26 protein-coding genes and 1 pseudogene are annotated in these 22,260 nt (G+C 71.7%); 17 read left to right on the top strand and 10 right to left on the bottom strand.

Annotated features, from left to right (window positions below; all coding sequences use genetic code 11):
* The first annotated feature begins 66 nt into the window (after positions 1-66).
* From ACIRR9_RS04500 to ACIRR9_RS04490, 3 genes are all read left to right on the top strand, one after another.
* A complete protein-coding gene (locus tag ACIRR9_RS04500) occupies positions 67-714 on the top strand; it encodes an RNA polymerase sigma factor (RefSeq protein ID WP_403748161.1) in 648 nt (215 codons plus the stop codon).
* Positions 711-1,811, top strand: a complete 1,101-nt coding sequence (locus ACIRR9_RS04495) for a CU044_5270 family protein (RefSeq protein WP_403747446.1) — start codon at positions 711-713, stop codon at positions 1,809-1,811. The genes ACIRR9_RS04500 and ACIRR9_RS04495 overlap by 4 nt, the downstream gene beginning before the upstream one ends.
* A gap of 102 nt (positions 1,812-1,913) precedes the next feature.
* Positions 1,914-4,310 (top strand): SpoIIE family protein phosphatase, encoded by a 2,397-nt coding sequence (locus ACIRR9_RS04490; protein ID WP_403747444.1) that lies wholly within the window; start codon positions 1,914-1,916, stop codon positions 4,308-4,310.
* 1 nt (position 4,311) lies between these two features.
* Here the strand turns inward: ACIRR9_RS04490 and ACIRR9_RS04485 are convergent, their stop codons facing one another.
* On the bottom strand, positions 4,312-4,710 hold the full coding sequence (locus ACIRR9_RS04485) for a hypothetical protein (protein ID WP_403747441.1): 399 nt from the start codon (positions 4,708-4,710) through the stop codon (positions 4,312-4,314).
* A 4-nt stretch (positions 4,711-4,714) separates the two neighbouring features.
* The gene (locus tag ACIRR9_RS04480) at positions 4,715-5,149 is read right to left on the bottom strand and encodes a hypothetical protein (protein ID WP_403747439.1); all 435 of its coding nucleotides are present in this window, start codon (positions 5,147-5,149) and stop codon (positions 4,715-4,717) included.
* 286 nt (positions 5,150-5,435) lie between these two features.
* Here ACIRR9_RS04480 and ACIRR9_RS04475 point away from each other — a divergent pair, with 286 nt between their 5' ends.
* From ACIRR9_RS04475 to ACIRR9_RS04465, 3 genes are read left to right on the top strand one after another with little or no spacing between them, the layout of a single operon-like run.
* Complete coding sequence (locus ACIRR9_RS04475; protein ID WP_403747437.1) at positions 5,436-5,747, top strand: hypothetical protein; 312 nt, start codon at positions 5,436-5,438, stop codon at positions 5,745-5,747.
* 31 nt (positions 5,748-5,778) lie between these two features.
* Positions 5,779-5,958 carry a hypothetical protein gene (locus tag ACIRR9_RS04470; RefSeq protein ID WP_403747435.1) on the top strand — a complete coding sequence of 60 codons (180 nt, stop codon included), beginning with the start codon at positions 5,779-5,781 and terminating at the stop codon, positions 5,956-5,958.
* 9 nt (positions 5,959-5,967) lie between these two features.
* Positions 5,968-6,195, top strand: a complete 228-nt coding sequence (locus tag ACIRR9_RS04465; RefSeq protein ID WP_403747433.1) for a hypothetical protein — start codon at positions 5,968-5,970, stop codon at positions 6,193-6,195.
* Here ACIRR9_RS04465 and ACIRR9_RS04460 read toward each other — a convergent pair.
* From ACIRR9_RS04460 to ACIRR9_RS04450, 3 genes are read right to left on the bottom strand one after another with little or no spacing between them, the layout of a single operon-like run.
* A complete protein-coding gene (locus ACIRR9_RS04460) occupies positions 6,180-7,346 on the bottom strand; it encodes an MFS transporter (RefSeq protein WP_403748160.1) in 1,167 nt (388 codons plus the stop codon). The genes ACIRR9_RS04465 and ACIRR9_RS04460 overlap by 16 nt on opposite strands.
* Positions 7,347-7,402: 56 nt before the next feature.
* Entirely contained in the window at positions 7,403-7,552 is a 150-nt protein-coding gene (locus ACIRR9_RS04455; RefSeq protein ID WP_403747430.1) for a hypothetical protein, read from the bottom strand.
* A 40-nt stretch (positions 7,553-7,592) separates the two neighbouring features.
* Positions 7,593-8,429: an undecaprenyl-diphosphate phosphatase gene (locus ACIRR9_RS04450; protein WP_365337666.1), complete on the bottom strand. Its 837-nt coding sequence runs from the start codon at positions 8,427-8,429 to the stop codon at positions 7,593-7,595.
* A 98-nt stretch (positions 8,430-8,527) separates the two neighbouring features.
* Here ACIRR9_RS04450 and ACIRR9_RS04445 point away from each other — a divergent pair, with 98 nt between their 5' ends.
* The 6 genes from ACIRR9_RS04445 to pip all read left to right on the top strand — a co-directional run bounded on the left by ACIRR9_RS04445 (position 8,528) and on the right by pip (position 14,014).
* Positions 8,528-8,905: a BlaI/MecI/CopY family transcriptional regulator gene (locus ACIRR9_RS04445; protein ID WP_403747428.1), complete on the top strand. Its 378-nt coding sequence runs from the start codon at positions 8,528-8,530 to the stop codon at positions 8,903-8,905.
* Between the two features lie 22 nt (positions 8,906-8,927).
* Positions 8,928-9,878, top strand: a complete 951-nt coding sequence (locus tag ACIRR9_RS04440; protein WP_403747426.1) for a M56 family metallopeptidase — start codon at positions 8,928-8,930, stop codon at positions 9,876-9,878.
* 102 nt (positions 9,879-9,980) lie between these two features.
* Positions 9,981-11,234, top strand: a complete 1,254-nt coding sequence (locus tag ACIRR9_RS04435) for a permease (RefSeq protein WP_403747424.1) — start codon at positions 9,981-9,983, stop codon at positions 11,232-11,234.
* 167 nt (positions 11,235-11,401) lie between these two features.
* A complete protein-coding gene (locus tag ACIRR9_RS04430) occupies positions 11,402-11,842 on the top strand; it encodes a hypothetical protein (RefSeq protein ID WP_403747422.1) in 441 nt (146 codons plus the stop codon).
* A 106-nt stretch (positions 11,843-11,948) separates the two neighbouring features.
* A complete protein-coding gene (locus tag ACIRR9_RS04425; RefSeq protein WP_403747419.1) occupies positions 11,949-12,878 on the top strand; it encodes a hypothetical protein in 930 nt (309 codons plus the stop codon).
* A 173-nt stretch (positions 12,879-13,051) separates the two neighbouring features.
* Complete coding sequence (pip, locus tag ACIRR9_RS04420; protein WP_403747417.1) at positions 13,052-14,014, top strand: prolyl aminopeptidase; 963 nt, start codon at positions 13,052-13,054, stop codon at positions 14,012-14,014.
* Positions 14,015-14,020: 6 nt separating this feature from the next.
* On the opposite strand, the gene ACIRR9_RS04415 is transcribed toward pip, so the two are convergent.
* Complete coding sequence (locus ACIRR9_RS04415; RefSeq protein ID WP_403747414.1) at positions 14,021-14,905, bottom strand: LLM class flavin-dependent oxidoreductase; 885 nt, start codon at positions 14,903-14,905, stop codon at positions 14,021-14,023.
* An 18-nt stretch (positions 14,906-14,923) separates the two neighbouring features.
* Positions 14,924-15,094, bottom strand: a pseudogene (locus tag ACIRR9_RS04410) (aldo/keto reductase); the annotation flags it as partial.
* 311 nt (positions 15,095-15,405) lie between these two features.
* Between ACIRR9_RS04410 and ACIRR9_RS04405 the strand changes: the two are divergent.
* Positions 15,406-16,038 carry a TetR/AcrR family transcriptional regulator gene (locus ACIRR9_RS04405; protein WP_403747413.1) on the top strand — a complete coding sequence of 211 codons (633 nt, stop codon included), beginning with the start codon at positions 15,406-15,408 and terminating at the stop codon, positions 16,036-16,038.
* Between the two features lie 267 nt (positions 16,039-16,305).
* Here ACIRR9_RS04405 and ACIRR9_RS04400 read toward each other — a convergent pair whose 3' ends face one another.
* Complete coding sequence (locus ACIRR9_RS04400) at positions 16,306-16,944, bottom strand: TetR/AcrR family transcriptional regulator (RefSeq protein ID WP_403747411.1); 639 nt, start codon at positions 16,942-16,944, stop codon at positions 16,306-16,308.
* A 63-nt stretch (positions 16,945-17,007) separates the two neighbouring features.
* On the opposite strand from ACIRR9_RS04400, the gene ACIRR9_RS04395 reads away from it, so the two are divergent.
* The 3 genes from ACIRR9_RS04395 to ACIRR9_RS04385 all read left to right on the top strand — a co-directional run bounded on the left by ACIRR9_RS04395 (position 17,008) and on the right by ACIRR9_RS04385 (position 19,216).
* Complete coding sequence (locus ACIRR9_RS04395) at positions 17,008-17,442, top strand: 4-oxalocrotonate tautomerase family protein (RefSeq protein WP_403747410.1); 435 nt, start codon at positions 17,008-17,010, stop codon at positions 17,440-17,442.
* On the top strand, positions 17,435-18,475 hold the full coding sequence (locus ACIRR9_RS04390) for a zinc-binding dehydrogenase (RefSeq protein WP_403747407.1): 1,041 nt from the start codon (positions 17,435-17,437) through the stop codon (positions 18,473-18,475). The genes ACIRR9_RS04395 and ACIRR9_RS04390 overlap by 8 nt, the downstream gene beginning before the upstream one ends.
* A 123-nt stretch (positions 18,476-18,598) precedes the next feature.
* A complete protein-coding gene (locus tag ACIRR9_RS04385) occupies positions 18,599-19,216 on the top strand; it encodes a TOPRIM nucleotidyl transferase/hydrolase domain-containing protein (RefSeq protein WP_403747405.1) in 618 nt (205 codons plus the stop codon).
* 78 nt (positions 19,217-19,294) lie between these two features.
* Here ACIRR9_RS04385 and ACIRR9_RS04380 read toward each other — a convergent pair whose 3' ends face one another.
* Positions 19,295-20,152: an LLM class F420-dependent oxidoreductase gene (locus tag ACIRR9_RS04380; protein WP_403747402.1), complete on the bottom strand. Its 858-nt coding sequence runs from the start codon at positions 20,150-20,152 to the stop codon at positions 19,295-19,297.
* A 229-nt stretch (positions 20,153-20,381) separates the two neighbouring features.
* On the opposite strand from ACIRR9_RS04380, the gene ACIRR9_RS04375 reads away from it, so the two are divergent.
* Complete coding sequence (locus ACIRR9_RS04375) at positions 20,382-21,554, top strand: right-handed parallel beta-helix repeat-containing protein (RefSeq protein WP_403747399.1); 1,173 nt, start codon at positions 20,382-20,384, stop codon at positions 21,552-21,554.
* Positions 21,555-21,632: 78 nt separating this feature from the next.
* Here ACIRR9_RS04375 and ACIRR9_RS04370 read toward each other — a convergent pair whose 3' ends face one another.
* Entirely contained in the window at positions 21,633-21,854 is a 222-nt protein-coding gene (locus tag ACIRR9_RS04370) for a hypothetical protein (RefSeq protein ID WP_403747396.1), read from the bottom strand.
* Positions 21,855-22,260 lie beyond the last annotated feature (406 nt).

Raw genomic sequence — 22,260 nt, 5'->3', positions numbered from 1 at the left:
GGACGTGACCCAAGTCACTGGAAGCCGGTGTGGGGTGCCGGACAGCTCATTGACGTGAGCACACATATGCGTACCCGGGTGCGGGCCGGGGATCCGAGCGCGTTCGCCGAGCTGTTCGACAGTTACGCCAACGCCGTCTACAACCACGCCTTCCGGCTCACCGCCGACTGGTCGGTCGCCGAGGACGTGATGGCGGCCACCTTCCTGGAGGCGTGGCGGCTGCGCGAACGGGTCGACCCCGAGGGCGGTTCGCTCCGGCCGTGGCTGCTGGGCATCGCCACCAACACCGCCCGCAACCAGTACCGGAGCAACAGGCGCTACCGGGCCGCCGTGAACGCCGCCGCGGCCGCCGAGCTGTCGGTGCCCGACCACGCGGACGAGGTGGCCGACCGCATCGACGGCCGGCACCGCCTCGCCACGGCCCTCACCGCCCTCGCCGGGCTGCGCAGACCGGAGCGCGAGGTCGTCACGCTCTGCCTGGGCGAGGGCCTGGACTACGAGGCCGCGGCGGAGGCGCTCGGCATCCCCGTCGGCACGGTCGCCTCCCGGCTCTCCCGCGCCCGCAGAAAGCTGCGGGACCTCACCGGTGCGCCGCCGGCCGACAGCGCACCGCCGAAAAAAGTTCGCGGTCATCGGGAAGGCACCGGCCTCCCCCGACAGACAAGAGGTGATCACACCAACGTGATCCGGCCCGCACAGGAAGGAAAACGATGACCGCGAACACCTCCCGGAACCACCCGGCCGAGGAGGACGGCAGCGCCGAGCTGCTGTCCGCTACGGCGCGGGACCTGCCGCCGGGCCGCCACCAGTTCCACAAGGAGCGACTGATGGCCCAGATCCACGACCTGCAGCAGGCGGAGCACACGGCGGCGGCCCCCGCGCAGGAGCGTCCCCGCCGCCGGTTCCTCCGGCCGGCGATCACCCTGCCCCTGACGGCGGCGACGCTGGCGGCGGCGGTCGTCGCCGTCACCGCAGTGGCCCTGTCCGGCGACGGCAACGGGGTGCGGGACTCCGGCCCGGCCCTCACCACCACCGTCGGCGCGGCGTCCGCCAAGGGCGTGCCCCAGCTGCTCGACCAGATCTCACTGGCTGCCGCCAGGTCCTCGTCCTCCCGCCCGGACGTCCAGCCCGGCCAGTACATCTACATCAAGTCGGAGACGGCCGACTCCTACGTCAGCAACACCGACTCCGGGACCTCCCTGGCCGGCCACCCGCTGCACACCCGGCAGACCTGGATGTCCCCGGACGGCACCAAGGGCTGGCTGATCGACCCGGCCTCCGACGACAACCCCGCGGGCGAGACCCTGTCCCTCCCCGACGAGCGGGGCAACACCCCGAAGCCGACCCTGAACGGCCCGTCGTACGACTACCTCACCAAGCTCACCACCGACCCCGACAAGCTGCTGACCAAGATCTACGCGGAGACGAAGGGCCAGGGGAACTCCCCCGACCAGGAGGCGTTCACCACCATCGGCGACCTGCTCGTCGAGAGCTACCCGCCGGCGGAGCTGTACCCGGCGCTGTTCAAGGCCGCCGAGAAGATCCCCGGTGTCGTCGTGGTCGACGACGCGACCGACGCCGCGGGCCGGCACGGTGTCGCGGTGGCCCGGCTCGACGAGACCAGCGGGGAGCGCGACGAGTGGATCTTCGACAAGAAGACCCATGTGTTCCTCGGCGTGCGCACGGTCCAGGTCCGCAAGGACAGCGAGGACGGCGGCCTGATCCCGCCCGGCACCATCCTCTTCACCAACGCCGTCATCGAGCGCACCGTCGTGGACGGCATCAGGCAGACCCCCTCGGCGAAGTCCTGAGCGGTGCGCTCCGCGTGCCGCTCCCCGTCCGCCGGTTGAGCGGGGCGGGGCGGGGCGGGATCCTGGGAAGCGGGTGCGGGTAGCCGGACAGGCGGAGGCACCATGCAGGGACGCGTACCGGAGGACCTGGCGGTCGTCGTCGACACCGGCGGGGCGATCCTGGTGTGGAGTGCCGGTGCCCGGCGGCTGCTCGGCTACGAGCCCGCCGAGGTCGTCGGCCGCCCCGTCCGGACCCTGCTCGCCACGGACCTGCCCGCCTCCGCCCGCCGCCACCTGGCCGACGGGCACCGGTGGTCCAGCGAGGTGGCGCTGCGGCACCGCAACGGCGACCGGGTCGTCGTACAGCTGCAGGGGATCCCGCTGGCCGACGCCTGCGGCGGGTCGCTCTGGCTGGTGACCGGGGCCGCACAGGCGCCCCTGTCCGGGCGTGGCCAGCCCGGGGCGGCGGCCCTGTGGGACCTCACCCTCGCCCAGCTGCCCATGCCGGTGGCGATCTACGACCGCGAGGGCCGGTTCGTGGCCGCCAACGAGGTCATGACCCAGATCATGGGCCTGCCCGTGGAGGAGATGCGGGGTCTGACCCTGCCGGAGATCGAGCCCAACCCGCCCTTCGACGAGTACGACCGCCTCCAGCGGCAGGTCCTGCGGACCGGGGAGAGGGTCTTCCACGAGCAGCACGGCAAGGCGCCCGGTGAGACCCGGGAGCACTCCTGGTCGATGTACTTCTCGCCGCTGAGGGACGAGACCGGCGCGGTGCAGGGCCTGTCCGCGGTCGTCTTCGACACCACGGAGCAGTACTGGGCCCGCCGCCACCTGGCCGTCCTCAACGACGCCAGCATGCGCATCGGCACCACCCTGGACGTGGTCCGGACCGCCGAGGAGCTCGCCGAGGTGGCCGTCGGCGGGTTCGCGGACTATGTCACCGTCGACCTCCTGGAGTCCGTCGTCCTGGGAGACGAGCCGCGACCGATACCGCCGGACCAGCCGGTCACCGTGAGCCGTACGGCACAGCGGTCGATCCTGGCGGGCTGCCCGGAGGCGGTGTCCGCCCCCGGCGACCCCGTCCTCTACCCGTTCGGCACACCGCCCCAGCGGGCCCTGGCGGCCGGCCGGGCCGCCCGGCACACCCCGGGCGACCCCGGGATGCGGGAGTGGATCACCGCCACCCAGGCCCGTGCCGACTCCGTCGCCCGGCACATGATCCACGCGGTGATGCTGGTGCCGTTGCGCGCCCGTGGCGTCACCCTCGGCCTGGTGCACTTCCTCAGGCACCACACGCCCGAGTCGTTCAGCGAGGACGACCAGCGGCTCGCGGAGGAGATCGTCGCCAGGGCCGCGGTCAGTGTGGACAACGCCCGCCGCTACACCCGTGAGCGCCGCACCGCCCTGGCCCTCCAGCGCAGTCTCCTGCCGGGCCGTCCACCCGGCCTGGCGGCGACCGAGGTGGCCTACCGCTACCTGCCCACCGGTTCCGGCGGGGAGGTCGGGGGCGACTGGTTCGACGTGATCCCGCTGTCCGGAGCCCGGGTCGCCCTGGTCGTCGGGGACGTCGTCGGCCACGGCATCCACGCCTCGGCGACGATGGGCCGCCTCCGCACGGCGGTACGGACACTGGCGGACGTCGACCTGGCCCCCGACGAGCTGCTCACCCAACTGGACGACCTGGTCATCCGACTCGACCGGGAGGAGGGCCCGGAGGAGCGCGGCCCGGTGCTGGAACCGTCCGGCGAAGTGGGCGCGACCTGCCTCTACGCCATCTACGACCCGGTGACCCGCCGCTGTGCGATGGCCCGCGCCGGCCATCCGCCGCCCGCCCTGGTCACCCCCGACGGCGAGGTCCGCTTCCTCGACCTCCCGGCCGGCCCGCCCCTCGGCCTCGGCGGCCTCCCCTTCGAGTCCGCGGAGGTGGAACTGCCGGAGGGCAGTCTGCTCGCCCTCTACACGGACGGCCTGGTGGAGACGGCGGACCACGACATCGAGGTGGGCCTGGGCCTGCTCCGCCAAGCCCTCGGGGGCCCGCCCACCCCCCTGGAGGAGATGTGCGACCAGGTGCTGCGCACGGTCCTCACCGGCCGGCCGGCCGACGACATCGCCCTTCTGCTCGCGCGCACGTCCGCCCTCGACGCCTCGCAGGTCCGCACCTGGCAGCTCCCCCGGCACCCGGCCGCGGTCGCCGGGGCCCGCAAGATGGCGTGCCACCAGCTGGAGGCCTGGGGCCTGACGGACGCGGTCTTCGCCACGGAACTGATCGTCAGCGAGCTGGTCACGAACGCCGTCCGCTACGGCGACGGCCCCATCTCCCTGCGCCTCATCCGCGACGCCTCCCTCATCTGCGAGGTCTCCGACGGCAGCAGCACGGCCCCCCATCTGCGCCGGGCCCGTGTCTACGACGAGGGCGGCCGGGGCCTGCTCCTGGTGGCCCAGATCTCGGAACGCTGGGGCAGCCGCCAGACACCCACCGGCAAGACCATCTGGGCGGAACAGCCCCTGCCCACCTGACTCAGTGAGCGAGCGGCCGGTCCGGCCGCAGCGTGTCGATCACGGCGGCCACGACAGCGCTGGCGACGAAGCTCCCCACCATCACCAGCGCCACCCCGACCATGAACAGCCCGCTGGCGTCGTCCGACCAGTCGGCGCAGGCGGCGACGGTCAGCCCGGCGGTCGTACCGGCCACAGCGGCCGCGCTGTGCCCGCGGACCACCGTGAAACAGACCGCGACCAGCGCGGTCACGACCAGCCCGGCGATCTGCCACACCGCGTACGGCCCGCTGACCGAGCCGTCCGGCGCCACGTCGTACTGCTGGTCCCACCCCAGCCAGGCGGCCCAGGCCACCACCGACACCCCGGCCGGCACCAACGCCGGCACGACCGCCCGAAGAACGGGTTTCTGAAATCCCATGCCGTCAGGGTCCCGGCGGACGGGTGCGGCCGGACAGAGTGCGGATACTCAGACCGGTCCGAGTACGAGGACCGGAGCACCTCACCGCCCCGCGGGTGGGAGATGCTCCTGTTGCCCGGCGCGCCGGGCCCCAGGGCGCGTACGTGATGTTCGGCCCGGGCGGGGTGCTCATGCCGGCGCCGAGGAAGTAGTCGGGGGCGTAGGACTGCATATAGCCCTTGAACGTCATGCCGTTCCGGTAGGCCGGGTTCCGGGCGAGCGTGTACAGCCGTGTGCTCGCGCTCGTCGGCTGGTCCGTGGTGAAGATGATCAACTGGTCGTAGGCCGCGTCGGTGTAGACCGCCTCCTCGCGCCAGTCGCCCATGATGTCGCCGACGAAGGTGGGGTCGACGCCCTGGGAGGCGTTGACCGCGCCGTACTTCCACCCGGATGGAAGCACCGGGGTGGCGACCCGGCAAGGTCGTGGGACGGTTCGACGGACCGCACGGCCGCAGGCTCGGCTTTTGCCCGGAAACGGTTGCACATGGGCCCCGGCGACCGTCGCCGGGCGGCTGCCGCCGGCCCGCCACCCTCCATGTACCGCCCCGGCCGAACATTTCGGCAAGTGCGCGAATAGGCGGGCATAAACAGGGCAGCGGGAATCGAGGTGTAACGCGGACGCTGCCGCCGTACGCAGAAAGTCCGAGAAGGAGAGACACCCGGTTCGCCGACAGAACGGAATTGCCGTGAGCAACACAGACCCGATTCATATTCACCGCCAGGACAGCGGCCGTCGGGCCGCACTGACGGTCTGCACCATCGTCGACACCGCCGCCGGCCTGCTGGGTCTGTGGATCCTGCTGTATCTGCTCGACGCGAATCGGGTGAACATATTCGTGAAGTTCGTGCATGGCACGGCGGACTGGCTCGCCTGGTGGTCACAGGACATTTTCACGATGGACACAGAAGGATTGCGGGTCATTCTCAATTACGGGCTTCCCGCGGTTCTGTATTTGCTGATCGGTCACGGAATCGCCGCCCGTCTCAACCGGGCCTGACGGTCCGACGGCCTGACACGGAGGAGCGACAGTGGCACCGGACACCACCGAACCCGGCCGACTGCCCATCTACGAGGACCTGGTGCGTGAACGCGGTGACGTCGTCGCGGAGGCCCGGCTGGCGGCGGCCCACACACAGCACCGGGCGGCGGAACTGCTGGGCGGACAGTACGTGTTCGGCGATCCGGTGCGCCGTCCGCCCGCCCGCTGAAGCGGAGGGGTGGGTTCATCCGACTGCGGGATCATCCGTCCCGCGACCGCTCCCGCCAGCCCGTCCCCGGGCGATTCCCCCGCCAGACCCACCGCCAAGTCCGCTGACTTCGCAGGTGAGTTCAAGGACGCCAGCACCTTCCGGGCCTTCGGGCTCGTGCTCGGCGGCCTGCTGGTGCAGCTCGCGGCCGCGGCGTCCTGGCGGAACGAGCGCCGGACGGCTCAGCCGACCGGGTGACCTCCGCTGCTCTCCTGGGCCGGCACCCTGCGGCGGCGCAGCAGCCCGAGGAGCGGGCCGGCGGCGATGAGCACGGCGAGGGCCGCGTAGCCGTGCGTGAGTGTGGTGGCGGTCGCGACGCCCGCGACCAGCAACGGGCCGCCCGCGTCGCCGAGTTCACGGCCGAGCTCGGCGGCGCCCATGGTCTGGCCGAGGCGTTCCGGCGGGGTCGCCGAGGCCAGGGCCGCGAAGCCGAGAGGGGTGATCAGACCGGTGCCGGCGCCGGTCAGGACGGCGGCGGCGAGGATGCCGGCCAGACCGGGCAGCATGGCGCAGGCCAGACCGGCCGCGGTGAACAGCAGTCCGGCGGTGAGGCCGGTGCGGGTCGTCAGGCGTCCGTCGTCCAGCGCGCGTCCGGCACGCGGCTGGACCAGCGCGGCGCTCGCGGCGAGCAACGACACCGCGGCACCGGTGGCGACCGTGCCGAGCCCCGCCGTACGGCCGGAGACGGGCAGGAAGCCGACCCCGACCGACAGCGCCGCGGTGGCGGCGGCCAGCGCGGCCGTCGGGGAGAGGAAGGCCGGGTCGGCCAGCCGCCGGGCGAGGTCGAGGACCGTCTGCCTGGCCTTGGGCAGCGGCGGTACGACGGGCACGGCGACCGCGGCCCACACCGCGACCGCCACACCGAGCACCGCGAGGACCGCGAAGAGCAGCCGCAGTCCCCCGGCCCACACCAGGACCCCGCCGAGCAGCGGGCCGAGGGTGTAGCCGACGGACTTGTAGAAGCCGTAACTCCCGAAGGCCCGGCCGTGCTTGGCGGCCGGATTGAGCCGGGCGACAAGGGCGGAGGCGGACGGGGAGAAGGCGGAGGCGGCCGCGCCCTGGCCGAGACGGGCGGCCCACAGCCAGCCGGGGCGGTCGGCGACGACGTACAGCGCGGAGGCGGCGGCGAAGGCGACCAGGCCGCCGAGCAGGACGGGACGCGCTCCGATCCGGTCGGCGAGGGTGCCGAACACCGGCTTCAGCAGGACCTCGGCGCCGTCGTAGAGGGCGAGCAGCCCGCCCAGCACCAGCAGGGACGTGACCGCGCCCGTGCCGTGGCCGCCGAGGTTGGCGGCGATGCCGTGCGCGCCGAAGGCGGTGGTGAAGCCCGCCGCGTACAGCGGCCACATCTGCCGGGCCGGCGCCGGTCGGGTCGTGGTCACGGGGGTCACGGGCGTCATGGGCGTCATGGGGTGCCCGCCGGAGCCTGGTCCTGGTGCTGGTGCTGGGGCTGGGGCGTGGACACCCGCTCCGGGTAGCCTCGCCGGGACCGCTCCGAGGCTGCCTTGAGCGGGAGCGCGAGCCGGCGGCCCGGCCAGTCGTCGTTCTCCATCACATGGGCGAATGTAGCAATCGTTACATTTCTCTCTGTATCGCTATGCGTTGAGCACGCCTGTCGCCAGCAGGCCGAGCAGTCCCGCCCCGATGACGATCCGGTAGATCACGAAGGCGTTGAAGGAGTGCTTGGCCACGAACTTCAGCAGCCAGGCGATGGAGGCGTAGGCGACCACGAAGGAGACGGCCGTGCCCACGGCCAGCGGTACGGCCCCGACCCCGGCGCCCACCGCGTCCTTCAGTTCGTACAGGCCGGCGCCGGTCAGGGCCGGGATGCCGAGGAAGAAGGAGAGGCGGGTGGCGGCGACGCGGTCCAGGTCGAGGATGAGCGCGGTGGACATGGTGGCGCCGGAGCGGGAGAAGCCCGGGAAGAGCAGGGCCAGGATCTGCGCACTTCCCACCAGCATCGCGTCCTTGAAGGTGGTGTCGTCCTCACCGCGCTTGTGGCGGCCCATCTGGTCGGCGGCCCACATCACACCGGAGCCGACTATCAGCGAACCGGCCACCACCCACAGCGAACCCAGCGGCCCCTCGACGAGCTTCTTGGCGGCGAGGCCGACCACGACGATCGGGATGGTGGCGTAGATGACCCACCAGGCGAACTTGTAGTCGTGGTGGTGGCGCTCCTCCTTGTCGGTCAGGCCACGGCCCCAGGCGGTGACGATCCGCTTGATGTCCTTGAAGAAGTACACGAGCACGGCGGCGATGGCGCCGACCTGGATGACCGCGGTGAAGCCGACGACGGACGGGTCGTCGACCGGGATCTTCATCAGTCCCTCGGTGATCTTCAGATGCCCGGTGGAGGACACCGGCAGGAACTCGGTCACCCCCTCGACGACTCCGAGGACGGCGGCCTGGCCGATGCTGATAGCACTCATGGGCGGTCCAATGGCAGACTCGGGGAGCGGAGTATCTTTTACACGCACGTAAAAGGTCTACGTGACTGTAGACGGTGGTTGGGAGTACGACAAACCCCATGGCAGACGACGTACAGGCACGCGGCCCGAAACGGGCCAACGGCGTCCGCGAGGCCGAGATCCTGGGCATCCTCCAGCACGCCGGCCGGGCGCTCACCCCCGGGGACGTGACAGAACGGCTCACCGACGGGCTGACGTACAACAGCGTGGTGACGATCCTCACCCGGATGCACACCAAAGGGCTGCTCACCCGCACCCCGCGGGGCCGCGCCTACGCCTACGCCCCCGTCACCGACGACGCCGGCTTCGCCGCCCGCCGGATGCGCACCGTCCTGGAGGAGCGGCCCGACCGCGAGGCCGTGCTCGCCCGCTTCGCCGACGGACTCTCCGACACGGACGCCGACCTGCTGCGCCAGCTCCTCGGCCCCCAGCAGTAGAGCGGGAGCGAGGACCCTCCGGATGCGTATCGCCGTCTACATACCGTTCCTGCTCGCGGTGCTGGCCCCGCTCGGTGCCCGGCCGGTCTCCGAACGCTGCGAACCCCGCCTGGCGACCTGGCTGCTCACCGCCTCGTCCCTGGTGCTGGGCACCGCCACCACGATCTCCCTCGGCCTGCTGGCGGCCACCGGACTGATCGGCGTCCCGCAGCTCGCCGCCCTCGGCCACTGGTCGGCGACCTCCGCCCAGCGCGTCGACCCGACCGAGCTGTCCGTCTCCCTCCTCGCGGGGCTGCTGCTCGGCGGCGCGGTCGTCGCCGCCGCCCGCATGCTGTGGCGCCGGGCCCGCACACTGGCCGGCGCCGCCGTCGACGCGGCCTGCATGCCGGCGCGCGACGGCCTGGTGGTGACCGAGGACGACGCCCCCGACGCCTACGCGCTGCCCGGCCTGCCCGGTCGGATCGTCGTCTCCACCGGCATGCTGCACACCCTCGACGAGACCGAGCACGGGATCCTGCTCGCCCATGAACGCGCCCATCTGACCGCCCACCACTACGCGTTCGTCGCCCTGGCCCAACTCGGCGCCGCCGCCAACCCGCTGCTGCGCCCCCTGGCGAGGGGCGTCACCTACACCATCGAGCGCTGGGCCGACGAGAACGCGGCCGCCTCGACCGGCGACCGCCGACGGGTCGCCCGCACCGTCGGCAAGGTCGCCCTCGCCGCCCACCGCACCCCGGGCGCGACACGGACGGGCGCGGCGGCACTCGGCATCCTGGGCTTCCTGGGCCGGCGCGGCCCGCTCGCCAAGGCCGGCCCGGTACCACGCCGGGTCGCCGCCCTGCTCGCCCCGCCGTTGCGCCGCCACCCCACCCTCACCTCCCTCACCGCAGCCGTCCTGGCGGCGGCAACCCTCGCCACCGCCGAGGCCACCCACGACCTCCACGTCCTACTGACGGCCGTGGGCGCCCACTAGGGGTTCCCACGCGCCGTGGGCCACGAGCCGGGGGTCGCACCCGGGTAGGGCCACGATTGCGAAGTCCATGCGTGACACCCGCCCCGGCGGCAGACTTTGCCCATGCATGCCATCGGACACGCGCTGTCCATCGCCGGCTCGATGACCTGGGAGATCACCTGGGCCCTTGTGCTCGGGTTCACGCTGTCGGCCGTGGTGCAGGCGGTGGTGCGCAGGGCGACGGTCGTACGGCTGCTCGGGGACGACCGGCCACGGACCCTCACCCTCGCCGCCGGACTCGGCGCGGCCTCCTCGTCCTGTTCCTACGCGGCCGTCGCCCTCGCGCGCTCCCTGTTCCGCAAGGGCGCGAACTTCACGGCGGCGATGGCGTTCGAGATCGCCTCGACCAACCTCGTCATCGAACTCGGCGTGATCCTCGCCCTGTTGATGGGCTGGCAGTTCACCGCCGCGGAGTTCGTCGGCGGCCCGATCATGATCGTCGTACTCGCCGTGCTGTTCCGGCTCCTGCTGCGCGAGCGGCTGCTGCGGCAGGCGCGGGAGCAGGCCGACCGGGGGCTCGCCGGGTCCATGGAGGGGCACGCGGCGATGGACATGTCCGTGCGCGGCGAGGGCGGTTTCGTACGACGGCTGCTCTCCCGTGACGGCTTCACCTCCGTTTCGCACATCTTCGTCATGGAGTGGGCGGCGATCCTGCGCGACCTGGTGGCCGGGCTGCTGATCGCGGGCGCGATCGCCGCCTGGGTACCGGACGAGTTCTGGCAGTCGTTCTTCCTGGCCGGCCATCCGGCCGCGGCGAAGGCGGTCGGACCGCTCATCGGCCCACTGGTGGCGATCGCGAGCTTCGTCTGCTCCATCGGCAACGTGCCCCTCGCCGTCGTCCTCTGGAAGGGCGGCATCAGTTTCGGCGGCGTGATCGCGTTCATCTTCGCGGACCTGCTGATCCTCCCCATCCTGAACATCTACCGGAAGTACTACGGGGCACGGACCGCCGTCTTCCTGCTCCTCACCTTCTACGCCGCGATGGCCGTCGCCGGCTACGTCGTCGAGTTCACCTTCGGCGGCCTCGGCCTCATCCCCGACCAGGCCGACGCGACGATCCCGGAGGAGGGCATCAGCTGGAACTACACGACCTGGCTCAACATCGCCTTCCTGCTGCTCGCCGCGGCCCTCGTCGTACGCTTCCTGCGCACCGGAGGCCCGGCGATGCTCCGGATGATGGGCGGGACACCTGATTCCTCCGAGCACGGCGAGCACGACAAGCACGGCGAGCGCTCCGGGGACGAGGAGCACTCCGGGCACTCCGAACACGGTGGGCACGGCGGGCACTCCGGGCATGGCGGGCACGCGGAGCACTGAGTCCGTGGTCGGGGCGGTCATCGCCACCGGCCAGGGCCGCCATGGAGCCGGAGGCTGTGAGGTTTCTCCCTGAAAGCTGTGCGGATTCCGGGGGCGGTGGGTACCCCCGCCGGGTATGGTCGTAGCCTACGGATCACGACTTCGGGCAGCCGAACGGAGGACAGGCCATGGCGGGCTTCGAGCGTATGCGCGGCCCGGGCGGCGCCCGGCTGCTCGCGCTGTGCGCGGTCCTGTTCGGCCTGTTCCTGATGCACGGCTCTCCGGCCACGGTCGCCGGCGGGTGCCACGGCGAGGTGGGCTCCACCCCTGTCGTGCGGCATACGGAGCACGGCTCCCCGATGACGGCGACGGTCGAGGTCACGCAGGTTCGCACGGACACCGTGGCGATCCAGTCCATGGACGGTATGGCCGGACACGGCAACCTCTGCCTCGCCACCCACGCCCAGAACAAGATCCCGCTGCCCGCGGCCCCGCTCGCCGCTCTCTTCGTCTTCGCCGCTCTCGCGGCCTGGGCACTTCGCCGCGCCTGGAACCCCGGCGGGACCGGGCGACGCGGACCACCTGGCGGTCGGGGTCTTCTCCTCCAGGTGTGCGTCGCGCGGACGTGACAGGAACCGCACCGGAACACGCCCGTTCGGGCTGTGCGCCGGTCACCGTGTCCTGCTCATCCGCGCACCACCGGTGTGGTGCGCCACCCGGAAAGACCTCACCGGCATGTTCCTCCCTGTCCGTCCCACCGTCCGCCGTCGCGCCCTCATGGCGGCCGGCACCGCGGCCGTCCTCTCCCTGACGCTCGCCGCCTGCGGCTCCTCGAACGACTCCAGCGGCTCCGCCATGCCCGGCATGAACCACGGCTCGATGTCGTCGTCGGCCTCCCCGACGAGCGACGCGATGGCCGGCATGCCCGGCATGGGCGGCACCGAGGCCGGCGGCAACGGCCTGGCCGACGCCGTGGCCGGCTACCGCCTCACCAGCCCCGACAGCACCCTGAAGGCCGGTCGGCCGGCCGCCTACCGGTTCACCGTCGACGGTCCCGACGACAAGCCGGTGACCGGGTTCGCGCTCGACCAGACCAAGCGGATGCACTTCTACGCCGTCCGCTCCGACCTCACCGGCTTCCAGCACATCCACCCCACCATGGCCTCCGACGGCACCTGGACCGCCGACCTGTCCGCCCTGACGGCCGGCTCCTGGCGGATGTTCACCTCGTTCACTCCCGACAGCGGGAGCGGCAAGGGCAAGGACTTCGTGCTGAGCCGGACCGTCACCGTCCCCGGCACGGTCACCCGTACGCCGCTGCCCGCCGCGACGAACAGCACCACGGTCGACGGCTACACCGTCACCGTGAAGGGCGAGCCCATGGCCGGCATGGCGCACCCGCTGACCGTCCGCATCACCAAGGACGGCAAGCCCGTCACCGACCTGCAGCCCTACCTGGACACCTACGCCCATCTGACCGCCTTCCACGAGGGCGACTCCGCCTTCGCCCATCTCCACCCCACCACCAAGGTCGACGGCGACCACGGCGGACCGGACCTGTCCTTTCACGCCGAACTCCCCACCTCGGGCAACTGGCGTCTGTTCCTGCAGTTCCAGACCGGCGGCACCCTTCACACCGCCGCCCTGACCCTGCGCGTCGGCTGACCCGGGGGTCACCCACGCCCAGGTGACTCACTCCCTCCCAGGTGTCCGGGATGTGCCTGTCCCGGACACCTGGGAGGCTCCCTGGCCTTCGGACCAAGCCGGGCTCGAAATAGGCGGGTTGGAAAATTCTCGCCATGCGAGGCTGTTCCCTCCGCCTTCTGGAGGGGGTCACCATGCCCGAGCAGTTTCCGCCCATCGAGCCCTACGCACACGGGCTCCTCGATGTCGGCGACGGGGAACGGATCTACTGGGAGACCAGCGGCAACCCGGAGGGCAAGCCCGCTCTGTGCGTGCACGGCGGCCCCGGCAGCGGCGGGCGTCGCCACAGCCGCAGGATGTTCGACCCCGAGGTCTACCGGATCGTCCTGTTCGACCAGCGCGGCTGCGGTGAGAGCCTGCCGCATACCTCCGACCCGGCCGTCGGCCTCGCCCACAACACCACCGGCCACCTCATCGCCGACATGGAGCGGCTGCGGGAGCATCTCGGCATCGAGCGCTGGCTGCTCTACGGCGGCTCCTGGGGCTCGACACTGATCCTGGCCTACGCCGAACGGCACCCGGAGCGGGTCTCCGAGATCGTCATCGCCGGTGTCACCATGACCCGCCCGGAGGAGACCGACTGGCTCTACCGCGGTGTCGGCCGCCTGCTGCCCGGCCCCTGGGAGGCCTTCCGTGACTTCCTGCCGGCCGCCGACCGGGACGGCAATCTCGTCGCCGCCTACAACAGGCTGCTGAACGGTCCGGACGACGCGGTCCGTGCCGAGGCGGCGCGTGCCTGGGTCACCTGGGAGGACGCCGTCATCGCCCATGAGGCACTGGGCAGTCCCGGCGCCTACAGCGACCGGCCCGACGACTCCCTGATGGCCTTCGTGCGCATCTGCGCGCACTACTTCGCCCACGACGCCTTTCTGGAGGACGGCCAACTGCTCCGGGACGCACACCGGCTGGCCGGGATCCCGGGGGTGCTGATCCACGGCCGGCTCGACCTGGGCAGCCCCCTGAAGACCCCGTGGGAGCTGGCGAAGGCCTGGCCCGACGCGGAACTGAAGGTGATCGACGACTCGGGCCACACCGGCAGTCCCACGATGCAGCAGACGATCCTGACGGCGATCACACGGTTCGGCGAAGGCGGATGACCGCAGCTAGGCCGCCTTGGCTATGAGCTCGTGGGCCACCCATCGCGCCACCTCGTCCGGATAGGGCGCCGGCAGGCCGAGGACGATGTGCCGGAAGCCCGCGTCGAGGGCCTGGGTGATCGCGGACCGGGTGGTCTCCGGGTGGTCGTAGGAGACGGGGAGGTGCATGGAACGGGTGATCTCGGCGGGGTCTCGGCCGATCTGCGCGCAGTAGCGGTCGAGGAGGGCGCTGCGACGGACGCAGTCCTCGATGTCGCCGCCCGCGATGTTCCAGAGGTCGGCGTGTTCGGCGACCACGCGCAATGTCGCCGAGGAGCGGCCGCCGATCAGGATCGGTGGATGCGGGCGCTGGACGGGTTTGGGGTTGGCGAACGCTCCGGTGAGGTGGTGGTGGGTGCCATGGAAGTCGAAGGGCTCGGTGGCCGTCCACAGCCGGCGGATCAGCACGCAGGACTCGGCGAGGCTTTCCACCGCCTGCGCGGGAGTGCTGAAGGGCAGACCGTGGGCCGGGTATTCGCGGTGTGCCTCGGGCGGGTGCGGGCGTGAGCCGACACCGATACCGAAGTCGAGCCGGCCGCCGGAGACGACATCGACGGTCGTGGCGATCTTGGCGAGCATCGCGGGCGGCCGGAAGCGGTTGCTGGTCACCAGGATGCCCAGACGCAGGCGTTGGGTCCGGGCGGCCAGGGCGGAGAGCAGCGTCCAGCCTTCGTGGACGGGCCCGTCGGGATCGCCGCCGATCGGCATGAGGTGGTCGAACAGCCACGCGTGCTCGATCTCGGGGATCGCGTCCGCCTCCCGCCAGACCCGCAGGACCTCGTCGTACGACACGTGCATGGGGGCGGTCATGATCCCGAAGCGGGGTTCGGTGGTCATCGGTTCGGTGGTCATCGTGCTTCTCTCCGAGCGTCAGCGGCGGCGCAGGGCCGGGTCGAGCAGAGCGGGCGGGGTGTCGTACTTCTTGTGCGCGGCCAGGTCGGTTCCGGGGGCGACGATCTCGTCGATCGCGTCGAGGACGTCGGCGAAGAACACGGTGTCGGCGGCGGTGAGCCGGGAGCGCAGGTAATCCAGCGTGCCGGGCCGACGAGGGCGCTGACCTGCACTCCGGTGCGGCCCAAGGTGCGGTACTGCATGGCTTCTCTCCTCAGACGACTCAGACGACACAAGCGGGACACTGTCCCGTTTCGCGTCTTCGACGATACGGAACGATGTCCCGCTTAGCAACGCCCCGATAGGGTGACGGCGCAGGAGGAGCCCACGGCGAACGAGCCCACAGCGAAGGGCCCACAGCGAAGGGCCCGGCATGAGGGCGCAGATCGAGAGGGCTCAGGGCAAGGGGGCTCAGGATGTGAGGGGGCTCAGGATGAGGGGCGCAGGATGAGGGACGCGCGATGAACGACAAGGAACAGACGGCCGCCCGGCCCCGGCGGGCGGACGCCCGGCGCAACGAGGTGACCCTGCTGGAAGCGGCCGCGGCGGCGTTCGTCGCGTCGGGCGTGGAGGCGCCGGTGCGCGACATCGCGGCCCGGGCGGGCGTCGGTACGGCGACGATCTACCGGCACTTCCCGACCCGCGCCGACCTGATCATCGCCGTCTACCGCCACCAGGTGGAGGCCTGCGCCGAGGCCGGCCCCGCCCTGCTGGCCGCCGCCCCGAGCCCGTATGACGCCCTGCGTCAGTGGATCGACCTCTTCGTGGACTTCCTGGTCACCAAACACGGCCTGGCCGCCGCCCTGCACTCCGACCAGGCCGGCTTCGACACCCTCCACGCCTACTTCCTCGACCGCCTCGTCCCCGTCTGCACCGAGCTCCTCGACGCGGCGACCGAGTCCGGTGAGATCCGCTCCGACCTGACGGCTTACGAGCTGATGCGCGGCGTGGGCAACCTGTGCATCGGCGCGGAGAACGATCCTCACTACGACGCACGCCGGCTCGTCGGCCTGCTGATCACCGGGCTCGGACAGGGAGCGGACCGCTTCCGCGGGGACCAGGAGGTGTCCGGGCTTCGCCGCCGACGGCGTTGACCGGGCCCCTGTCGCCGGTGCGTACCGGCTGCGCCTGCCGGTGCCGTTGCGTCAGCTCCGCGCGGAACGCGGGGTCGTGTTCGGCGCGGAGGCCGAGTGCGTCGGACACCGGGGGCGCCTTCAACAGCACCCGGGGCAACACGACCGCCGGGATGTTCCCCGGCCGACCCGTCGCACCGGGGGGCGGTCGTCGGGCTGCGTCGTCGTCGGCCGGATGTTCCGACCGCGCGGCCGGTCGGCCGCAAGTGCCCCGGTGGGTGGGAGCCGTCAGGCCTTCGGGCCGGGCAGCGCGGCGCTGATCAGCGTCTCCAGCTGCCGCGCCACCCGGTCCAGCGGCTCCATGTCCCGGCGGGCCCGGCACATCGCGATCGCGCCCTCGACCGAGGCGACGACGAGGGTGGCCAGTTCGGGGGCCCGGTCGGCGGCCCCATGGCTCCGCAGGGACTCGGCGAGCAGCCCCTCCCAGTTCCCGAACGCCTCTGCCGCGGCCGTGATCGCCGGAGGGAGTTCGTCGCCGGGCGGCGGCTCCTCGACCGACACGGCGAGGACGGGACAGCCGGCCCGGAAGTCGCTCGCCACGACGATCCCCCGCCACAGTCCGAGAAAGGCCCGCAGCCCGGCGACCGGCCCCGCGTCCAGTTCCTTGCGCAGCAGCCGCTCGACGGCCGTACCGGCGTACCGCACCGCCTCCGTCGCCAACTGCTGCTTGCCGTCGGGGAAGTAGTGGTACGTCGAGCCGAGCGGCGCCTTGGCGTGCTTGGCCAGCTCGCGGATGCTCGTGGCGTTCAGCCCGCGCCGGCTGATCAGATCGGCCGCACCGGCCACGATGCGCTCGCGCGACGGCGCGCCACTGGACTCGGCCAAGACCCCGCTCCCTTCCACCCCTCTGGCTATAACGCTCGTCATAGTCTAGCGTGACCGCAGTTTATAACGACCGTCATAACCGCCGCTTCGCCATGGAGGAGACCCATGCCCCTGATCCGCCTCACCGCCCCGTCCGGCTCCCTGACCGAGGCGGGCCGCGGGACCGTGCAACGCGACCTGGCCGCCGTACTGCTGCGCTGGGAAGGTGCGCCCGACACGCCCTTCTTCCGCTCCCAGGCCTGGAGCTACCTCGTCGAACTGCCGGACGGCGCCCAGACCACCGCCGAGGACGACGCCCCCCGCTTCCTCGTGGACGTCACGGTCCCCGCGGGCGCCCTCTCCGAGCGCCGCAGGGCCGGGCTGGTCGAGGACGCCACCCGGACCGTCCTCGAAGCGGCCGGGCTCACCGCGGCCGACGCCCTGCGGGTGTGGGTGCTGGTCCACGAGCAGCCGGACGGCACCTGGGGTGCGGGCGGCTCGGTCGTCCGATACGCCGACCTCGTCGCACTGGCGGCGAAGGGCGGCCGGGCCGATGCGTGAACTGACCTACGTCGCCCGCAACAGCGTCGAATGGCGCGAGGTCCCGGACCCGAAGCTGCGCTCCGACACGGAGGCGGTCGTCGCCCCCGTCGCGGCGACGTCGTGCGACGTGGACACCGCGATCCTGGCTGGTCACGCTACGCGGCGGCAGCCGCACATCCAATTCGGCATCGACCCGCCCTTCGCACTGGGCCACGAATGCGTCGCGCGGGTCGTCGAGACCGGCGACTCCGTCACCACCGTCTCCCCCGGCGACCTGGTGGTCGTCCCCTGGTCGATCAACTGCGGCAGCTGCGACCACTGCCGTTCCGGCCGCACCGCCCACTGCACGGCCGTACCGCACATGGCGATGTACGGCGCGCCGATCGGCGGCACCTGGGGCGGTCTCTTCTCCGACCTGGTCCGGGTCCCGTACGCGGACGCCATGCTGGTACCGCTGCCCGCCGACCTCGACCCGGTGGCGATGGCCTCGGCGAGCGACAACTGGTCGCTGTCCTGGCGCCTGGTGGCCCCGCATCTGAGGAACCGGCCGGGCGCCCGGGTCCTGGTGGTGGCCCGTGGCAGCATCGGCCTCTACGTCGTCGACATCGCCCGCGCCCTCGGCGCCTCCACCGTCCTCTACGTCGACCCGGACCCCGGGCACCGCGAGCTCGCCCGGGGTTTCGGCGCCGCCACGGCGGAGACCCTGGACCCGCCGGTCCACCACGGCTTCGACATCGCGGTGGAGGCCACGGGCCGCGTCGACCAGCTGGCCCTCGCCGTCAGGTCCCTCGCCCCGGAAGGCATCTGCGAATCGGCGGGCAACCACTTCCGCCCCGGTGAACTCCCCCTCCTCGACATGTACCTCACCGGCGTCACCCTGCGCGTCGCCCGTGACAACGTCCGCGACCACATCCCCGACGCCCTCGCCCTGGCCCGCTCCGGGAAGGTCGACCCGGCCCGGGTCGTCTCCCACGTCCTGGACTGGGAGCAACTCCCGTACGCCCTCCCGGAGAAGCACCTCAAACCGGTCTTCGTACGACGCGACGGCTGACGCCGTACGACACGGGGGCTGACGCCGTACGACAACGGAGGGGCCGACGTCGCCCGCCAGGCGCGGCGCGTCGTGGCGGATATTCCCTGGCATCGGCACCAGGCCCGGGCGGAGACTCGTCCCATGGCTGACATGGGGGCGTTCCACGAGGCAGTCGTCACCTGGGCGGCCGGTGGGGACGGGGAGCCCGCGCGGGAGCTGGCGGAGCGGCTGGGCGTGCGGGTCGTCGTACTCGTCGAAGGGCCCAGCGATGTCGCCGCCGTCGGTGCGCTCGCCGAGCGGCGGGGGCGGGACCTGGCGGGCGACGGCGTCTGTGTCCTGTCGATGGGCGGGGCGATGAACATCGGGCGGTTCGCCCGGCTGCTCGGGCCGCCCGGACTGGGGCTGCGTCTCACGGGGCTGTGCGACGAGAGGGAGCGGCGCTACTACGACCGTGGCCTGGAGCGGGCCGGTGCGGCGCAGCACGGGTTCTTCGTGTGCGCCGCCGATCTGGAGGACGAGCTGATCCGCGCGCTCGGCCCGGACCGGGTCGCGGAACTGATCCGGGCCGAGGGCGACGAACGCCCCCTGCGCACCTTCCTGAACCAGCCCGCCCAGCAGGGCCGCACCACACAGCAGCAGCTCCGGCGTTTCTTCGGCACGACGGCGGGACGGAAGATCCATTACGGCCGGGTCCTGGTCGAGGCGCTGGATCCGGATCGCGTACCCGCACCGCTGGACGGCCTGCTCACCGGCCTCTGACCGAGGCGGGGCCGGGCCGGGCCACCTCACCGACAGCCCCCGGCCCCGCACCCCCGGGAAAGACTCCCTAGCCCATCCCTAGCCCGCGATCCCCAACTCCTCCGCCAGCGCCCGGTACCCCGGGAGCGGGTCCGGGTCGTCCCCGGTGCCGCCCAGCAGTTGCAGGGTCACATGATCGGCGCCCGCCTCCAGATGGGCCCGCAGGCCCTCGGCCACCTCCGCCGTCCCGCCGTGCAGGATCAGCGCGTCGAAGAGGCGGTCGCTGCCGCCGTCCGCGAAGTCGGTGTCGTCGAAGCCGAGGCGCCGGAGGTTGGCGACATAGTTGCTCAGGCCCAGGTAGAGGGCGAGCGTGCCGTCGCCCTTCGCGCGGGCCCGGGAGCGGTCGGTCTCCAGGACCACCTTCTGCTCGGGGGCCAGGAGCGTGTCCGCGCCGAGGATCTCGCGGGCCTTGCGGGTGTGTTCCGGGGTGACGAGGTAGGGGTGCGCGGCCGCCGAGCGGTCGGCGGCCAGGCGCAGGACGCGGGGGCCGAGCGCGGCCAGGGCCCGGCGGGCCACCGGCACACCGCCGGCGTCGAGGGCGTCCAGGTAGTCGTTGAGGGCCTGGTACGGCCGGACGAACTCCTGTGTCATCTCGCGATGGCCGGCGCCGATGCCCAGCAGGAAGCGGTCCGCGTGGCGTTCGGCGATGCGCCGGTACGAGCGGACGATGTCCTCGGCCGGGTTGGACCAGATGTTCACGATGCCGGTGGCGAGGACCAGGCTCTCGGTCGCGTCGAGCAGCCGCTCCACCTCGGTCAGCTCCGGGTCGGTCACGTTGCCCAGCCAGAGGGTGCCGTAGCCCAGTCCCTCCAGTGCGACCGCCAGCTCGGGGTCGGTCTTGTCGTGGCGCCACACACCGACGGCACCCAGGTCGATCTTGTCCGTGATCTCAGCCATGACAGGGGCAACGGGCGTCCGGCGGCCCCTATTCCGATCGCCATCGAAATAATCCGGATGGCGCAATCCCGCCCCCACCCGGACCATCACACCCACTAGCGATCACATGCTCGAACAGCCTTTACATACATGACTATTGACGACCCCGCAGCACCCTCCCTAGCTTCGCAGAGAAAGCGCTTTCCACACCCCTCCGCCATGTCGCCATGAACCCGAACGGAGACGATCGATGCACGTGAGACCAGTTATCGCGGCCGTCGGCCTGCTCGCCGGCTCGCTCGTCGCACTGGCCGGCACCCCCGCGCAGGCCGCGTCCACGGTGTTGTACGTGTCGCCGAGCGGCACCGACAGCGCGGCCGGCACCCAGTCGGCGCCGACCACGCTCACCTCGGCGATCAGCCGGATCGCCGCCGGCGGCACGATCTACCTGCGCGGCGGGACGTACGCCTACTCGTCCACGGTGACCGTCCCGGCCGGCTCCAACGGCTCCTCCGCCGCGCTCACCACGCTGTCCGCCTACCCGGGCGAGACACCGGTGCTCGACTTCTCGGCGCAGAGCGAGAGTTCGTCGAACCGGGGCATCCAGCTCTTCGCCAACTACTGGCATCTGTACGGCCTCACGGTCGAGCACGCGGGCGACAACGGCATCTACGTCGGCGGCAGCAACAACGTCGTCGAGCGCGTCGTGACCGCGTACAACCGGGACACCGGGCTGCAGCTCGGCCGGATCTCCTCCAGCACGTCGAGCAGTGCCTGGCCGTCGAACAACCTGATCGTCAGCTCCGAGTCGCACGACAACGAGGACAGCGGCGGCGAGAACGCCGACGGTTTCGCGTCCAAGCTGACCACCGGCACCGGGAACGTCTTCCGGTACGACGTCTCGCACAACAACATCGACGACGGCTGGGACCTCTACACCAAGACCGACACCGGTGCCATCGGGCCGGTCACCATCGAGTACTCGCTCTCCTACGGCAACGGCACCCTGACCGACGGCACCCAGAACGCGAACGGCGACCGCAACGGCTACAAGCTCGGCGGCGACGCCATCGCCGTCAACCACGTCGTCCAGCACGACATCGCCTACGACAACGGGCACCACGGGTTCACCTACAACAGCAACCCGGGCACGATGACGATCTCGAACAACGTGAGCATCGACAACACCGAGCGCAACTTCTCCTTCGACAAGGGCACTTCGGTGTTCCGCACCAACACCTCGTGCCGGTTCGCCGTCGACGGGTCGAACGACAAGACCGTCGGTGACGCGGACAGTTCCAACCAGTTCTGGACGGGCACCAACGGCTCCCGGTGCTCCTCCTACTCCGGTTCCCTCGGCTGGTCCTTCGCGTCGAGCGGCAAGCTGAACGTCACCTTCGGCGGGACGGTCGTCAACCCGTAACTCCCCATCCCCGCAAACGAATCGGCCCGGCCATCCACAGGGTGTGGATGGCCGGGCCGAAGTGCTGGGCTGGGCCGGTCAGTTCCGTACCGTCAAGTACAGCCAGCCGCCCCATGTGCTCGCGTTGCTCGTGTCCTTGGGCCCGGCCACGTACTCCGTCCGCGTCCGGAACCTCTGGCCCACCACGTGGGTGAGGACCAGATGGGTCACGCCGGTGCTGCCCGGGGCCATGGAGAAGCAGGACGACGTGCCGATGGTGTGCCAGGCGCCGCTGTAGTACTCCTGGGTCTGGAACTTCATGCACTGCCCGGACCTGTCGGGCGTGACCGTGCCGACCACCTGCGGCGATGGCGGCGACCGCGTCACCGTCGGCGAGGGCCGCGCAGAGGGGGGCGCCGTCGGCGGAGAGCGCGAGGCCGGTGGCGCCCTGCTCGTCCGTGATGGTGGTGACGGGGTTGCCGGCCAGGTCGGTCACCAGGATGCCGGTCGAGCCGGTGCCCTGGCTGAAGAACAGGTGCTGGTGGGCGGGGTCGACCACCATGTGCGCGTAGTGCGACAGCGGCGACGGGGCCGTGCCGTCGGCCCACGCGGCGGTACCGGTGAGGCCGACGGCGGCGGTGGTCAGCCCGGCGACGACGGATATCGCCGCCATGAGCGAGACCTGCTTGAGGCGCATGGAGCTCCGGGGAACAGGGTGAAGTGCGTG

Origin of the sequence: Streptomyces sp. NPDC101234 (assembly GCF_044767525.1) — a bacterium.
GTDB classification, from domain to species: Bacteria; Actinomycetota; Actinomycetes; order Streptomycetales; family Streptomycetaceae; genus Streptomyces; species Streptomyces sasae.
The sequence above is the reverse complement of the archived record's forward strand: the minus strand, read 5'-3'. Positions and strand labels throughout refer to the sequence as shown.

Excerpts from the sequence above, each read along its gene's own strand:
- ACIRR9_RS04380 (WP_403747402.1), bottom strand. The coding sequence starts at position 20,152 with ATGGCTGAGATCACGGACAAGATCGACCTGGGTGCCGTCGGTGTGTGG.
- ACIRR9_RS04490 (WP_403747444.1), top strand. The coding sequence starts at position 1,914 with ATGCAGGGACGCGTACCGGAGGACCTGGCGGTCGTCGTCGACACCGGC.
- ACIRR9_RS04485 (WP_403747441.1), bottom strand. The coding sequence starts at position 4,710 with ATGGGATTTCAGAAACCCGTTCTTCGGGCGGTCGTGCCGGCGTTGGTG.
- pip (WP_403747417.1), top strand. The coding sequence starts at position 13,052 with ATGCCCGAGCAGTTTCCGCCCATCGAGCCCTACGCACACGGGCTCCTC.
- ACIRR9_RS04390 (WP_403747407.1), top strand. The coding sequence starts at position 17,435 with ATGCGTGAACTGACCTACGTCGCCCGCAACAGCGTCGAATGGCGCGAG.
- ACIRR9_RS04430 (WP_403747422.1), top strand. The coding sequence starts at position 11,402 with ATGGCGGGCTTCGAGCGTATGCGCGGCCCGGGCGGCGCCCGGCTGCTC.
- ACIRR9_RS04425 (WP_403747419.1), top strand. The coding sequence starts at position 11,949 with ATGTTCCTCCCTGTCCGTCCCACCGTCCGCCGTCGCGCCCTCATGGCG.
- ACIRR9_RS04495 (WP_403747446.1), top strand. The coding sequence starts at position 711 with ATGACCGCGAACACCTCCCGGAACCACCCGGCCGAGGAGGACGGCAGC.
- ACIRR9_RS04375 (WP_403747399.1), top strand. The coding sequence starts at position 20,382 with ATGCACGTGAGACCAGTTATCGCGGCCGTCGGCCTGCTCGCCGGCTCG.
- ACIRR9_RS04460 (WP_403748160.1), bottom strand. The coding sequence starts at position 7,346 with ATGTGGCCGCTGTACGCGGCGGGCTTCACCACCGCCTTCGGCGCGCAC.
- ACIRR9_RS04450 (WP_365337666.1), bottom strand. The coding sequence starts at position 8,429 with ATGAGTGCTATCAGCATCGGCCAGGCCGCCGTCCTCGGAGTCGTCGAG.
- ACIRR9_RS04440 (WP_403747426.1), top strand. The coding sequence starts at position 8,928 with ATGCGTATCGCCGTCTACATACCGTTCCTGCTCGCGGTGCTGGCCCCG.
- ACIRR9_RS04415 (WP_403747414.1), bottom strand. The coding sequence starts at position 14,905 with ATGACCACCGAACCGATGACCACCGAACCCCGCTTCGGGATCATGACC.
- ACIRR9_RS04385 (WP_403747405.1), top strand. The coding sequence starts at position 18,599 with ATGGCTGACATGGGGGCGTTCCACGAGGCAGTCGTCACCTGGGCGGCC.
- ACIRR9_RS04500 (WP_403748161.1), top strand. The coding sequence starts at position 67 with ATGCGTACCCGGGTGCGGGCCGGGGATCCGAGCGCGTTCGCCGAGCTG.
- ACIRR9_RS04395 (WP_403747410.1), top strand. The coding sequence starts at position 17,008 with ATGCCCCTGATCCGCCTCACCGCCCCGTCCGGCTCCCTGACCGAGGCG.
- ACIRR9_RS04370 (WP_403747396.1), bottom strand. The coding sequence starts at position 21,854 with ATGAAGTTCCAGACCCAGGAGTACTACAGCGGCGCCTGGCACACCATC.
- ACIRR9_RS04445 (WP_403747428.1), top strand. The coding sequence starts at position 8,528 with ATGGCAGACGACGTACAGGCACGCGGCCCGAAACGGGCCAACGGCGTC.
- ACIRR9_RS04405 (WP_403747413.1), top strand. The coding sequence starts at position 15,406 with ATGAACGACAAGGAACAGACGGCCGCCCGGCCCCGGCGGGCGGACGCC.
- ACIRR9_RS04435 (WP_403747424.1), top strand. The coding sequence starts at position 9,981 with ATGCATGCCATCGGACACGCGCTGTCCATCGCCGGCTCGATGACCTGG.
- ACIRR9_RS04400 (WP_403747411.1), bottom strand. The coding sequence starts at position 16,944 with ATGACGAGCGTTATAGCCAGAGGGGTGGAAGGGAGCGGGGTCTTGGCC.